Genomic DNA, 13,630 nt, shown 5'->3' with positions numbered 1-13,630 from the left:
CCGGCTGGAGGAGACCGCCCCGTGAAGACCATCGCCGCAAGACTTCTCGCGCTGCTTGTCTTCCTGGGCGCGACCTGCCCGGCCTTTGCGGAAGAATTCATCCGCTCCTATCATTCCGTCGTCGAGGTTGCGAAGAGTGGCGAACTGACGGTGACGGAAACCATCACCGCCCGTGCTGAAGGTCAGAACATCAAGCGCGGCATCTTCCGCGATTTCCCGCTTTATGCGCTGGATGCGAATAACCGACGCACCAAGGTGGATTTTAACGTCGTATCGGTGGAGCGCGATGGCGCGCCGGAGAACTGGCGCACCGAGAATATCGATGGCGGCATTCGCATTTATACCGGCAGCGCCGACCGTTTTCTTCCGACCGGCGAGCATATCTTCCAGATCACCTACACCACCGCCCGGCAGATCCGTTATTTCAGCGACTATGACGAACTCACCTGGAATGTCACCGGCAATGGCTGGCAGTTTCCGATGGGTGAGATTTCCGCCACCATCACTTTGCCACAGGGCGTGAAGGCCACCGATACTGCCGTTTTCACCGGTCCACTCGGTGCCAAGGGCAAGGATGCGCGCATTTTGAGCGAAGGCAACGAGGTGTTTTTTGCCTCTACCCGCCCGTTTTCAGTGGGCGAGGGCATGACAGTTGCCGTGAAGTTACCGAAGGGCGCCATTGCCGCCCCCGACTCCTCCCAGGAGGCAGGTTGGTGGCTACGTGACAATCTTGCCATCCTGCTTTCGGGCGGCGGGCTTTTCGCAGTGCTGCTCTATTATCTGCGAGCATGGTTCGCGGTCGGCCGTGATCCGGCCAAGGGTGTAGTCGTGCCGCGCTGGGATGCACCGGAGGGGCTTTCGCCGGCTCTGGTCAATTACGTTGATAACAGGGGTTTTTCCGGCGCAGGTTGGACAGCGCTGTCCGCCTCGGCACTTGATCTGGCTGTCAAGGGTTATGTCGTTCTGGAGGATCTGAAGAACTCCATCGTCATCCGCCGCACGCAAAAGCAGGCTGGGGCGGAGTTGCCGAGCGGGCAGAAGACGCTGTTGTCCTCCATCGGTGGTCCGGGCGAGACGCTCACCATCGACAAGGCGCATGGAACGGAAGTCGAAAAGGTCGGCAAGCAGTTTCGTGCGGCGATAGAGAAAGAGCACCGCGGCAAATATTACCGCAGCAATGCCGGTTACATCGTTTTCGGCATCTTCTTCAGCGTCGCCATCATCGTCGCGACGCTGGTGTTCGGTGATCTCGATGAAAGCGCCATTGCCGCCGTGCTGGTCTTCGGCTTTTTCGCCTTCTTCTTCAGCATCCTGTCGATCGGCATCGGCCGACAGTTCTCGCGTGGCGCGTCGTTGAGCAAGCGCATCGGCGGCATCGTCATGCTGGCCTTTGCCGGTTTTGTGGCTTTTTCCGTCATTGGCGGCATTGCCACGCAGATCCTGCTGGATGTGACGCATGACACCAAGTCGCTTGCGCTGGCTGCCATCGGCGGCATCGTGCTTACCAACGCGCTGTTCCTGTTCCTGATGGGTGCGCCGACGCCGCTCGGCCGCAAGCTGATGGACGGCATCGAGGGCCTCAGAACGTATTTGACGCTGGCGGAAAAGGACCGGATGAATATGTCGGATGTCCCCGCCATGTCGCCGCAGCATTTTGAGACATTGCTGCCCTATGCGGTCGCGCTCGGCGTGGAAAAACCCTGGAGCCGTACCTTCGAGACCTGGCTCGCGACAGCCGCCGCTGGTGCCGCCGCGGCAAGTTATGCGCCCGGCTGGTATTTGGGCAGCAATTACGGCGGCTTCGGAGACCGGATTGGTGGGTTCTCCACTTCCATGGCGAATACAATCGCTTCCACCATTCCACAGCCTGTCAGCTCATCTTCCTCCAGCTTTTCAGGTGGCGGTGGCGGTGGTTCTTCCGGTTCGGGCGGCGGCGGCGGTGGTGGTGGCGGCTGGTAACGTCCACCGGCGGTAATTTAACCGATAGCTGATGACTTTTGCCGCTGGTCTTGCTAAGTCCGCGACACTCTTTTGCAACAGATTAAAGTCCTTATCCCATGCCCGATCTTCTGCTTGAACTTCGCTCCGAGGAAATCCCCGCACGCATGCAGCGCAAGGCGGCGGGCGATCTGAAGAAACTCGTCACTGACGCCTTGGTGGAGAGAGGGCTGACCTATGAGGGTGCGCGCGAATATTGGACGCCGCGCCGCCTCACGCTGGATATTCGCGGCCTCAACGCCCGCTCCGCCGATGTGCGTGAGGAAAAGAAGGGTCCGCGCACCGATGCCAACGAAAAGGCGATTGAGGGCTTTCTACGCGGCGCTGGCCTTAATGATGTCTCCGAGGCTCAGGTCGTTTCCGATCCGAAGAAAGGCGATTTCTACATCGCCATCATCAACAAGCCCGGCCGCCCGGCGGAAGAGATTATCGCCGAAGTGATGCCCGGCATCATCCGCTCCTTCCCCTGGCCGAAATCCATGCGCTCCGGCCCGGCCTCCATGCCGAAGGGTTCCAGCTATGCCGGCATCGAAGGCAAGGGCTCGGAGAGCCTGCGCTGGGTGCGCCCGCTGCAATCCATCGTCTGCCTGTTCGGCCCCGAACATGACGAAACCCAGGTCATTCCCTTTGTCATCGACGGCATCGTCGCTGGCAACGTCACCTATGGCCACCGTTTCCATGCGCCGGGTCCGATCACCGTGCGCCGTTTCGAGGATTATGTCTCGAGCCTTGAAAAGGCGAAGGTCATTCTCGATGCCGACCGCCGCAAGGATATCATCCTGCACGATGCCAAGGATCTGGCATTTGCCAACGGCCTTGAGCTGGTGGAAGACGAAGGCCTGCTGGAAGAAGTCTCCGGCCTTGTTGAATGGCCGCAGGTGCTGATGGGCACTTTCGAGGAGGATTACCTGCAAATCCCGGCGGAAATCATCCGGCTGACCATCAAGACCAACCAGAAGTGTTTCGTCACCCGCAATCAGGGTGCGGAAGAGGGTCTTTCTAACCGCTTCATCCTGATCTCGAACATCGAGGCAAGCGACGGCGGTAAGGAAATCATCCATGGCAACGGCAAGGTCGTCCGCGCCCGCCTGTCGGATGCCCGCCATTTCTGGAACCGTGACCAGGGCGATCTGCCCGATCTGGAGACGCTGAAGGATTCGGCTGCGAAATTTGGCCTCGATCTCAAGAAGCCGCTCGACCAGCGCATGGCCAAGCTCGATGCGCTGAACGTTACCTTCCATGCCAAGCTCGGCACTCAAGGGCAGCGTGTGGCCCGCATTCGCGAACTGGCCAAGGCTCTGGCCCCCGTCGTCGGTGCCGATGCTGCTCTGGTGGACCGCGCCGTGGTGCTGGCGAAAGCCGACCTGCGCACCGAAGCCGTCGGCGAATTCCCCGAGCTTCAGGGCCTGATGGGCCGAAAATACGCAACCTTGCAGGGCGAAAACGAAAGTGTCGCCGCGGCGATCGAGGATCACTACAAGCCGCAGGGTCCCTCCGACCGCCTGCCAGCCGACAAGGTGGCGATTACGGTTGCTCTCGCCGACAAACTCGACACGCTCGTCGGCTTCTGGGCCATCGATGAAAAGCCTACCGGTTCGAAGGATCCCTTCGCACTGCGCCGTGCGGCGCTGGGCGTGGTTCGTATTCTGCTTGAAAAGAACGTGCGCCTGCCGCTCTTGAGCGTCGCGAAGGATACTGACCTTCTCTCCTTCTTCCACGACCGCCTGAAAGTCTATCTGCGCGACCTCGGCGCCCGTTACGATCTGATCGACGCCGTCCTGACGCCGGAATCCGACGACCTGCTGATGATCGCCCGCCGTGTCGAGGCGCTGACCGCCTTCATCACCGGCGAAGATGGCCGGAACCTGCTGGCCGGTGCAAAGCGCGCCACCCAGCTTCTGGCCGCAGAGGAAAAGAAGGGCACCGTGGTTGCGAACAGCGTTTCAGAAGAACTGCTGAAGCTCGACGCCGAAAAGGCGCTTTACGCGGCGATCAAGACCGCTTCCGCCGATGCCGCAAAGGCCGTCGAGACGGAAGATTTCCGCTCCGCCATGCAGGCGCTCTCGACGCTTCGCGCGCCCGTCGACAAGTTTTTCGAGGATGTGCTCGTCAACGACGAGGACGCGGCCATCCGCGCAAACCGTCTGGCGCTGTTGAAGGCCATTCGTGAAGCCACCGGAACGGTTGCGGATTTCTCGAAGATTACCGGCTGAGACAGGCTTGCCAATGGTAATGTTTATGTTACCATTGGCCCATGAAGGTCGTTGAATATCTGGACCCGAACGGATCGAGCCCATTTGGGCGATGGTTCGTAAAGATCGAGGCGCTTGCCGCGTCGAAGGTAACGATTGCCGTGACCCGGATGGGGCAGGGCAATCTCTCCAACGTAAAATCCGTTGGCTCCGGTGTTCTCGAATACCGGATCGATTATGGTCCCGGATATCGTGTCTATTTCGGTCGTGACGGCGATGAGCTGGTGATCCTGCTGATTGGCGGAACCAAGGCCCGGCAGCAGAACGACATCGAAGCGGCCAAGGCCTTCTGGCAGGATTATAAATCCAGAAAGGGCGCCCGAAAGGGTGCCGGGACGGGTGAGTGACATGGCGCTAACGCGGGAATTCAAACAGACAGTCAAGGCGAGGGCGGAAAAAGACCCAGCCTTCCGGGCGGCTCTCTTGTCGGATGCTGTGGAACTGTTGCTGGAGGGAGATGTCGAAACCGGCAAGTCGGTATTGCGAGATTTCATCAACGCCACGATCGGTTTCGAGACTTTATCCAAACACGTGGATGTGCCTGCGAAAAGCCTGATGCGCATGTTCGGCCCGAAGGGAAATCCCCGGGCCGATAATCTGTTTAGTGTCATTCAAGCGCTTCAGAAGAACTCGGGTATACATCTCGCTGTCGCAGCGGCCTGATGATCACCAAAATCCTAATCAGCGCCTGTCTCCTCGGCCAGGCGGTCCGCTATGACGGCAAGGGCAAACCTCTCGTCCACCCGGCGATAGACCGCTGGCGGGATGAAGGCAGGCTGGTGACAATCTGTCCGGAAATGGCGGGCGGCATGCCGGTGCCGCGCCCGCCGGCGGAAATTGAGAATAGCGCCTCCGGTCTCGATGTGCTGGAAGGCCGCGCCCGGGTGCTGGAAGTAACCGGTGGCGATGTCACGGCGGAATTTATTGCCGGTGCGGAAAAGGCGTTGGCCCTTGCTAAAGCCAATGGCTGCACGCACGCGCTGTTGATCGACGGCAGTCCGTCCTGCGGATCGGTTGCGATCTATGACGGCTCGTTCTCCGGCATCAAACATGCGGGCAATGGCGTGACGGCGGCGCTGCTTGAAAGAGCGGGAATTACGGTCTTTTCGCCTGCCGATATCGACCGGCTGGATACTTTGACACGTTGAAACAAAAAAACGCCGGAGTTTCCTCCGGCGTTTTCGTTTATACATCACCTCAGCGTCTATCACCCCGCCATGCGCATCTGCTCTGCCATGCCGTGGAGTTGGTTGCCGGAGGAGACGCGGAAGCCGCGGATGAGGTTCAGTAGCTCTTCGGTATCGACGGCCAGCGCTTCCGCCGAAGCCGTGGTCTCTTCCGCCATCGCCGCATTGTGCTGGGTGGCGACGTCGAGCTGGTTGAGCGACGTGGAGATAGAGCGCAGCGTCGTGTCCTGTTCGGCCGCCGAATGGGCGATCTTGCCGACGATCTCGTTGGCGGATTTGATCTGGTCAGAGATGCGTTTCAGCGCGTCACCGGCTTCGCCGACAAGACGCACGCCGTTTTCCACCTGGTTGGAAGAGCGGGCGATCTGGTCCTTGATCTCCTTGGCGGCGGCGGCAGATTTCTGCGCAAGTTCGCGCACTTCCTGTGCCACCACGGCAAAGCCCTTGCCCGCTTCCCCGGCACGCGCCGCTTCCACGCCCGCATTCAGTGCCAGAAGATTGGTCTGGAAAGCGATGTCGTCGATCACGCCGATGATGTTCGAAATCTGATCGGAAGATTGTTCGATGCCGCTCATCGCCGCAATCGCTTCTTCCACCACCCGGTCGCTGCGCATCGCTTCGGAACTGACTGTCGTGACGCGCTTGGCGGCGTCGGCTGCACCTTCAGCCGTCTGGCGCACCGCAACCGTCAACTCGTCGAGCGCGGCAGAGGTTTCCTCGAGATTTGCCGCCTGCCGTTCGGTGCGCTGCGAAAGCTCGTTGGAGGCCTTGCGGATTTCTTCCTTCGAGCCGCCGATATCGATGCTCTTGGAATTCACCTTGGCCATGGCGGCGTCGAGATGGGTCAATGCCTCGTTGAAGTTGTCGCGCAGCGCGGCGTAACGGTTGCCGAGATCGGCGCAACGCACGGTCAGATCACCGCCGGCGAGTTTTTCCAGCGCCTCGCCAATGGTGGTAACGACACGCGCCTGCAATGCGGCCTCGTCGCGCTGCATGTCGAGGTTGTTCTGGCGCTCGGCGTTGAGCTGCTGCTGCTGCTCTTCCTCCCGGCGCTGCATGGCGTGGCGCTCCCGCACCTTGTCCTGAAGCGAGGCCGTGGCCTTCGCCATCATGCCCACTTCGTTGGTCAGCCCGGTATGGGGTATGGTGAGCGAGACGTTCTCATTGGCGACTTCACCCAGCGCCCTGTGAATGTCGCCGAGCGGCTTCGAGATCCCCCGGATAACGTAGAAGGCGGCGGCAAGTGCCAGCACGAAGATGGCGGCACCGATGGACAGCGCCCTCATCACCTCGCCACGAACCTGGGCATTCAGATCATCGATGTAAACGCCGGTCACGACCACCACCTGCCAGGGCTCAAAAGCAAGGGCGTAGGAGCTTTTGGCGTAGTCATTGCCTTCCATGCCGGGCTTCGGACCGTAGAAATCCGTCTGGCCGCCACCGTTGCGGCCAAGCCGTACGAGCTCGTCACGATACTGGAAGCCCTTGCTGTCCGGCTTGCCCTTGTAGTTCTCGCCGACACGCTTCGCGTCGGGATGGAATTTCATCGTCACGTCGTAGTCGTAACCGAACAGATAGCCATCTGGGGTGAACCGCATGGCGCTGACGGTGGCGAAGGCCTGCTTCATGGCGTCTTCGTGTGAAAGCGTCCCGGCCTTTTCCTTGTCGTGGAAGGATTGCAGGATGGAAATCGCGGATTGTACCTGTGTCCGCAGCATGCCGTAGCGTTCTTCATAGATCGCGTCGGTGGCAGATTTCAGCTGGTAAAATGTTGCTGCTGCGAAGGCGGCCATAAGGGCCACCACGAGCACGATCAGCTGACGGGAAATGGAAAGATTCTTCATGGGCGCTCACAAGCTTTTGCGTCGCGAGCCGGAAAAAGCCGCGCGCTGCCGAAGTTTCGAAAATGGGAAGGCGCCTGATGCGCTGTGATCAGCCTGAAAGCGAAAGTCCGCTCCAAGCCCTCATGTCGTGCTGCATCGCACTATGAGGTCACTTAGCGGCAAAAAATTTGAATAAATATTTAATTAGCAAAAGCTTTATGAGCGTGCTTGGCAGAATAATGGATGCATAATTTATTATTCACCGGATGGTTGCCGTGCACTTCGAAAAATGCAGCGATGACGCGATTATTTGACTTTTGTCATCAAAGACGCCGCCGACACTGTCGGTCAATTGCCGCGCAATTTGAAATCCTGGAAATCGGGTGCCGCCATTGCTGATGCGCTTGACGGTGCCGTGGCATTGGCCGCCGAAATTGTCTTCGTCGCTGCCGTGGTCGCGGTCATGTCTATGCCTGCTGGCGTGGCTGCCGTTTCCTCGGGGGGAGTGCCAGCTTCACCCTCATCATAGGTGGCAATTGCGGTGCCGGGGGTTTCCTGCGGCATCCAAGCGGGATTGGTGCTGACGAAGGTGACGGGCGCGCCGCCAAGCCAGGCTTCGGTGCGCACCAGCGTGCGCTTACCCTCGATTTCACGCATTTCCGTGTGCTGCGTGCCCGGCTCGATGGAGGGGATGGCAAAGCCCTCGGGGGCAGGGTTGTCCTTCACGGGCTGGCAGCGGGCGCAGTCGAGGCGAACGAAGCTGCCATTGCTGGTGTGGGTGCCGTTTACATATTCGATGGAAGACGCCATCGCAGACCCGCCGGTCAGCGCGACAACCGCTGTCAAAAGAAGACGACGCATCGAAAAACCCCCGAAATGACGGCGCAGCCTCACGATCGAGACAGAATGCGCCCTTCAATGTTCGGCAGATATTATCGGTCTTTCGTTTCCATCAGGTCAGCAAACTTGGTAAAAATTGAGCGAAATCTGCGCCCAGGCCGCTGTATGCCTTGAATGGTCAGACTTTTTCGCGCGCCACGGCCTGCCAGCCGATATCGCGACGGCAGAAGCCGTTTTCCCATTCCACCTTGTCCGCCAGCGCATAGGCGCGCGCCTGCGCTTCCGTCACGTTCTTGCCAAAGGCGGTGACGTTCAGCACGCGTCCGCCCGTCGCCACCAGTCTGCCGTCCTTCAGCGCCGTCCCGGCATGGAACACCTTTGCCTCTTCGCTGGCATCGGGAATATGGGCAATGGGCGTGTTCTTGTCGTAGGCACCGGGATAACCCTTGGAAGCTAGAACAACGGTCAGCGCCGCATCGTCGCGCCATTCCGCTTCCACCTTGTCCAGCGTGCCGGTAGCAGTGGCGTAGAGGATCGGCAGCAGGTCGCTCTTGAGGCGCATCATCAGCACCTGACATTCCGGATCGCCGAAACGCACATTGTATTCGATCAACTCGGGGCCTTTGGCGGTGATCATCAGACCGGCGAAAAATACGCCGGAGAAGGGATTGCCGTCTTTCGCCATGCCAGAAATCGTCGGCTCGATGATTTCTTTCATGGTGCGCTCCACCATGGCCGGTGTCATCACCGGGGCGGGGGAATAGGCGCCCATGCCGCCGGTGTTGGGGCCGGTGTCGCCATCACCCACGCGCTTGTGGTCCTGGGCTGTTGCCAACGCCAGCGCGGTTTTGCCATCGGAAAGGCAGAAGAAACTGGCTTCCTCACCGTCGAGGAAAGCTTCCACCACAACCTCGGCGCCGGCAGCGCCAAAAGCGCCGTCGAAACAGTCGTCGATGGCGGCAAGCGCTTCCGCCTCGCTCATGGCAACCGTTACGCCCTTGCCGGCGGCAAGCCCGTCGGCCTTGATGACGATGGGTGCGCCCTGTTCACGGACATATTGCTTTGCCGGTTCGGCGGTCTTGAAACGCTGGTAAGCCCCGGTTGGAATATCGTAACGGGCGCATAGATCCTTAGTGAACCCCTTGGAACCCTCAAGCTGAGCGGCTGCTTTCGAAGGCCCGAAGGTGGCAATATCAGCCGCACGCAGATCATCTGCCAGACCGGCAACCAGCGGCGCTTCCGGTCCGACGACGACGAAGTCGATCGCCTTTTCCCTGGCAAAGGCGATAACGGCGGCGTGGTCTTCCATGTCAAGCGAAACGAGTGTCGCATGGTCGGCTATGCCGGGATTGCCGGGAGCGGCATAAAGTTCATCGAGCAGGGGAGACTGGGCGATTTTCCACGCCAGCGCATGTTCGCGTCCGCCGGAACCGATCAACAGAACTTTCATGGTCAACACCCCTGCAAATTCGCCTTTAACCTTGTTTGAGGGGCGTTAAGGGCAGGGGGGCGAAAGGTCAAGGAGAAAGCGCCGCAAATGCCCGTCTTTCCCTCGAACTCAGCCTTTCCTGTGGAATCGTTGCCGCCTCTTGTTGTCACGCCACAATCAGACATTATGTTCGCCGCTCCAGATGTGACATCAGAGAACCCCATGACCGCAGATAATGCCCGCCTCGCCACGCTCATCGCCTCCGAAATCAACGCCCGCGCCGATCAGGTGAAGGCGGCAGTGGCGTTGCTGGACGAGGGAGCGACCGTGCCCTTCATCGCCCGTTACCGCAAGGAAGCGACGGGAGGGCTGGATGATACCCAGCTTCGAACGCTTGCCGAACGCCTCGTCTATCTGCGTGAACTCAATGCGCGCCGCGCCTCCATTGTTGATACCATCAACGGTCAAGGCAAGATGACGGACGCCCTGATGGTCAAGATCATGCAGGCGGGCACCAAGGCGGAGCTGGAAGACCTTTATCTGCCCTACAAGCCGAAGCGCCGCACCCGCGCCGAAATCGCCCGCGAGCGCGGTCTCGGTCCGCTGGCCGAAGCGATCTGGGCAAACCGCGCAGCCGATCCGGCAAAGCTTGGCGAAGCCTATGTGCAGGGCGAGGTGGCGGATGTGAAGGCAGCGCTTGAAGGCGCGCGTGACATCGTGGCGGAAACCATGACGGAAAACGCCGATCTTCTTGGACGCCTGCGCGACTATATGCGCCAGAACGCCATTTTCCGCGCCAAGGTGGTCGACGGCAAGCAGGCGGCAGGCGAAAAATTCTCCGATTATTTCGATCATTTCGAGCGCTGGGCGACGGTGCCGGGACACCGCGCGCTGGCCATGCTGCGCGGCTGGAACGAGGAAATTCTGACGCTGACCATCGATGTCGATGCGGATGATCCCTCTCCGGTCAAACCCGCGCAGCGTACCGTCGCGGCCGCCTTCGATATCCGCAATGCCGGCCCCGCTGATCAATGGTTGATGGAAGTGGCAGGCTGGACCTGGCGGGTGAAGCTCTCCATGTCGCTTTCGCTCGATCTCATGCGCGAATTGCGCGAACGTGCGGAAGAAGAGGCGATCAATGTTTTCGCCCGCAATCTCAAGGATTTGCTGCTGGCCGCACCGGCGGGCTCACGCGCCACCATGGGGCTCGATCCGGGCATCCGCACCGGCGTCAAGGTGGCCGTGGTGGATGGCACCGGCAAGCTGCTCGACACCACGACGGTCTATCCCTTCCAGCCGAGGAACGACGTGCGCGGCGCGCAGGCGGAACTCGCCATGCTCATCCGCAAGCACAATGTCGAGCTGATCGCCATCGGCAACGGCACGGGCAGCCGTGAGACGGAAAAGCTGGTCGCCGATCTGCTGACACAGATGCCGGCTTCGGCTTCCGGCGCAAAGCCCACCAAGGTCATCGTTTCGGAGGCGGGCGCATCGGTCTATTCCGCGTCGGAACGGGCGGCGGCGGAATTCCCCAATCTCGACGTGTCCCTGCGTGGCGCGGTGTCCATCGCCCGCCGCCTTCAGGACCCGCTGGCCGAACTGGTGAAGATCGAGCCGAAATCCATCGGCGTCGGGCAGTATCAGCACGATGTCGATCAGGGCCGTCTTAGCCGTTCACTCGACGCGGTCGTGGAAGATGCGGTGAATGCCGTCGGTGTCGATCTCAATACCGCCTCCTCGCCGCTTCTGGCGCGCGTTTCCGGCCTCGGTGCTTCGATTGCCGATGCCATCGTCGCACACCGCGACCAGACCGGCCCCTTTGCCAGCCGCAAGGAGCTGTTGAAGGTGCCGCGCCTTGGCCAGCGCACCTTCGAGCAATGCGCCGGCTTCCTGCGTATTCCCAACGGCAAGGAACCGCTGGATTCGTCCTCCGTGCACCCCGAAGCCTATGGCGTTGCGAAAAAGATCGTTGCCGCCTGCGGTCGCGACCTGCGCACGCTGATGGGTGACAGCGCCACGCTGAAGGGGCTTGATCCGAAGCGCTTCATCGACGAGCAATTCGGCCTGCCCACCGTAAAGGACATCATCGCCGAACTGGAAAAGCCCGGCCGAGACCCGCGCCCAAGCTTCAAGACGGCGACCTTTGCTGACGGCGTGGACGAGATCACCGATCTGAAACCGGGCATGTTGCTGGAAGGTACCGTCACCAATGTCGCCGCCTTCGGCGCTTTCGTGGATATCGGTGTGCATCAGGACGGGCTCGTGCATGTCTCGCAGCTGGCCGACCGTTTCGTGAAAGACCCGCATGAGGTCGTGAAAGCGGGTGATGTCGTCAAGGTCCGTGTCGTGGAAGTGGATGTGAAGCGCAAGCGTATTGCCCTCACCATGCGCAAGGACGGCGGCGAGGCGGCACCCCAGCCAATGCGCGAAAAGGGCAATGCGGGCGCCATGCGCCACGCGAATTCCAAACCGCAGGGACACAACGAAGGGTCGCAATCCGGTGGTGCTCTTGCTGCGGCTCTGGCCGAAGCGATGAAGCGACGCTGACCTCCGGTTGAAATGATTTCTATGGAAAAGCCCTGCCGGAAACCCCGGTGGGGCTTTTTGCTTGATGAAATCGTTCAATTTTTTTGAAATAAGACTATCTTGAAACTTGTGCCGAAAGGAATACGGTCAGAAAAATTGATAAGTGAGACTTAGCAATTGGGGGTGCCATGGCGTCGTCTCTGCATGTTCTTCTCGAAAAGATAATCAAGAACGGTAATCTTGTCGTCAATAGCCCGGGTGGTAGCCGTACATTTGGTAACGGTACCGGAACAAGGGTGGTTCTGAATTTCACCGACGAAGCTGCCATGCAGGAGATCGCTGCCGATCCTGCGCTGAAACTCGCCGAAATTTATATGGAAGGCCGTATGCAGGTCGTCGAGGGCGACATCTACGACTTTCTGGCGCTGGTTAAAAGCAACACGCTAAGCGAGGCGCTGTCCTTCGGCATGGTGTGGCGTGGTATGGCCCGCATCATCGCCGCCCGCATCAGGATGCATCTGCCGGTAAACCACAACAAGAGCAACGTCGCCCATCACTATGATCTGAGCGCCAAGCTGTTCGACATCTTCCTTGATGAGGACTGGCAATATTCCTGCGCCTATTTCAATCCGCCGGGCATCAGCCTTTATGAGGCGCAGGTCGCCAAGAAGCGGCACATCGCCGCCAAGCTGATGACGGAGCCGGGCCAGAGCGTACTGGAGATCGGATCCGGCTGGGGCGGCATGGCGATGTATATTGCCGAAAGTGCAGGTGCCGATGTGACCGGCATCACGCTCAGCGAGGAGCAACTGCGCGTTTCCCGCGACCGTGCAGCAAAACGTGGGCTTGCCGGCAATGTTCGTTTCGAATTGCAGGACTACCGTTACCTGCCTGCCTCGAAGAAATTCGACCGTATCGTCTCGGTCGGCATGTTCGAACATGTCGGGCCGACCCATTACCGCGATTATTTCGACAAGGTGGCGGAGGTTCTGGACGACAAGGGCGTGATGGTGCTGCATTCCATCGGCCAGCCCAGTCCGGCACTGGCGACCAATCCCTTCATCGAAAAATATATTTTCCCCGGTGGTTACATCCCCTCGCTCGCTGAGGTGCTGCCAGCCATCCAGAAGTCGGGGCTGCTGGTGAAGGATATCGAAATCCTGCCCATGCATTATGCGCATACGCTGCGGCACTGGCGCGAACGTTTCGTGGCGCGCAAGGCAGAGGCGGTAGCACTTTATGACGAACGTTTCTTCCGCATGTGGGAATTTTATCTGGCGGGGTCCGAAATGGCCTTTACCCACGAAAATTTCCATATTTTCCAGATCCAGCTCGCCAAGGATCGCGACGCCGTTCCGCATAATCGCGACTACATTGCCCGCAACGAGGAAAAGCTGCTGGAGTTCGAAAAGACGCGGCCGCCGCTTGAGAAGGTTATGTTCTAAGGCTTGTCCATTCGCCACCGTCATGCCGGACCTGATCCGGCCTCCAGTCGGCCCAAGTCCTCGGGCTGAAAGAAGGCTTCCTGCCGCGCAGACGCGCGACGGCTGAATTCCGGCTCAGGGCCGGAATGAC

The 13,630-nt window shown here is 59.8% G+C and carries 10 protein-coding genes; 7 read left to right on the top strand and 3 right to left on the bottom strand.

The window, feature by feature from the left end:
• The first annotated feature begins 21 nt into the window (after positions 1-21).
• The 5 genes from ACQZ5Y_RS02955 (at position 22) to ACQZ5Y_RS02935 (ending at position 5,398) form a co-directional block, all read left to right on the top strand.
• The gene (locus ACQZ5Y_RS02955; protein WP_174049191.1) at positions 22-1,959 is read left to right on the top strand and encodes a DUF2207 family protein; all 1,938 of its coding nucleotides are present in this window, start codon (positions 22-24) and stop codon (positions 1,957-1,959) included.
• Between the two features lie 98 nt (positions 1,960-2,057).
• Positions 2,058-4,211 (top strand): glycine--tRNA ligase subunit beta, encoded by a 2,154-nt coding sequence (glyS, locus tag ACQZ5Y_RS02950; protein ID WP_003515188.1) that lies wholly within the window; start codon positions 2,058-2,060, stop codon positions 4,209-4,211.
• A 41-nt stretch (positions 4,212-4,252) separates the two neighbouring features.
• Positions 4,253-4,597, top strand: a complete 345-nt coding sequence (locus ACQZ5Y_RS02945; protein ID WP_025592539.1) for a type II toxin-antitoxin system RelE/ParE family toxin — start codon at positions 4,253-4,255, stop codon at positions 4,595-4,597.
• Between the two features lies 1 nt (position 4,598).
• Complete coding sequence (locus ACQZ5Y_RS02940; protein ID WP_003515190.1) at positions 4,599-4,913, top strand: helix-turn-helix domain-containing transcriptional regulator; 315 nt, start codon at positions 4,599-4,601, stop codon at positions 4,911-4,913.
• A complete protein-coding gene (locus tag ACQZ5Y_RS02935; protein ID WP_174049193.1) occupies positions 4,913-5,398 on the top strand; it encodes a 2-thiouracil desulfurase family protein in 486 nt (161 codons plus the stop codon). The genes ACQZ5Y_RS02940 and ACQZ5Y_RS02935 overlap by 1 nt, the downstream gene beginning before the upstream one ends.
• A gap of 59 nt (positions 5,399-5,457) precedes the next feature.
• On the opposite strand, the gene ACQZ5Y_RS02930 is transcribed toward ACQZ5Y_RS02935, so the two are convergent.
• The 3 genes from ACQZ5Y_RS02930 to purD form a co-directional block, all read right to left on the bottom strand.
• Positions 5,458-7,281: a methyl-accepting chemotaxis protein gene (locus ACQZ5Y_RS02930; RefSeq protein WP_111782792.1), complete on the bottom strand. Its 1,824-nt coding sequence runs from the start codon at positions 7,279-7,281 to the stop codon at positions 5,458-5,460.
• Positions 7,282-7,608: 327 nt separating this feature from the next.
• Positions 7,609-8,121, bottom strand: a complete 513-nt coding sequence (locus tag ACQZ5Y_RS02925; protein ID WP_111790191.1) for a plant virulence effector HPE1-like domain-containing protein — start codon at positions 8,119-8,121, stop codon at positions 7,609-7,611.
• Between the two features lie 157 nt (positions 8,122-8,278).
• Complete coding sequence (gene purD, locus ACQZ5Y_RS02920) at positions 8,279-9,550, bottom strand: phosphoribosylamine--glycine ligase (protein WP_174049194.1); 1,272 nt, start codon at positions 9,548-9,550, stop codon at positions 8,279-8,281.
• 201 nt (positions 9,551-9,751) lie between these two features.
• On the opposite strand from purD, the gene ACQZ5Y_RS02915 reads away from it, so the two are divergent.
• Both ACQZ5Y_RS02915 and ACQZ5Y_RS02910 read left to right on the top strand, forming a co-directional pair.
• Positions 9,752-12,076, top strand: coding sequence for a Tex family protein (locus ACQZ5Y_RS02915; RefSeq protein ID WP_065658323.1), 2,325 nt, complete (start codon positions 9,752-9,754; stop codon positions 12,074-12,076).
• A gap of 167 nt (positions 12,077-12,243) precedes the next feature.
• The gene (locus ACQZ5Y_RS02910) at positions 12,244-13,500 is read left to right on the top strand and encodes an SAM-dependent methyltransferase (protein ID WP_003515197.1); all 1,257 of its coding nucleotides are present in this window, start codon (positions 12,244-12,246) and stop codon (positions 13,498-13,500) included.
• Positions 13,501-13,630: the final 130 nt, after the last annotated feature.

The sequence above is a fragment of the Agrobacterium sp. A3-95 genome, assembly GCF_053521785.1.
This window is presented reverse-complemented; position numbering and strand designations above follow the sequence as displayed.

Coding starts and splice junctions, on each gene's coding strand:
- ACQZ5Y_RS02930 (WP_111782792.1), bottom strand. CDS start 7,281: ATGAAGAATCTTTCCATTTCCCGTCAGCTGATCGTGCTCGTGGTGGCC.
- purD (WP_174049194.1), bottom strand. CDS start 9,550: ATGAAAGTTCTGTTGATCGGTTCCGGCGGACGCGAACATGCGCTGGCG.
- glyS (WP_003515188.1), top strand. CDS start 2,058: ATGCCCGATCTTCTGCTTGAACTTCGCTCCGAGGAAATCCCCGCACGC.
- ACQZ5Y_RS02935 (WP_174049193.1), top strand. CDS start 4,913: ATGATCACCAAAATCCTAATCAGCGCCTGTCTCCTCGGCCAGGCGGTC.
- ACQZ5Y_RS02915 (WP_065658323.1), top strand. CDS start 9,752: ATGACCGCAGATAATGCCCGCCTCGCCACGCTCATCGCCTCCGAAATC.
- ACQZ5Y_RS02910 (WP_003515197.1), top strand. CDS start 12,244: ATGGCGTCGTCTCTGCATGTTCTTCTCGAAAAGATAATCAAGAACGGT.
- ACQZ5Y_RS02925 (WP_111790191.1), bottom strand. CDS start 8,121: ATGCGTCGTCTTCTTTTGACAGCGGTTGTCGCGCTGACCGGCGGGTCT.
- ACQZ5Y_RS02945 (WP_025592539.1), top strand. CDS start 4,253: ATGAAGGTCGTTGAATATCTGGACCCGAACGGATCGAGCCCATTTGGG.
- ACQZ5Y_RS02940 (WP_003515190.1), top strand. CDS start 4,599: ATGGCGCTAACGCGGGAATTCAAACAGACAGTCAAGGCGAGGGCGGAA.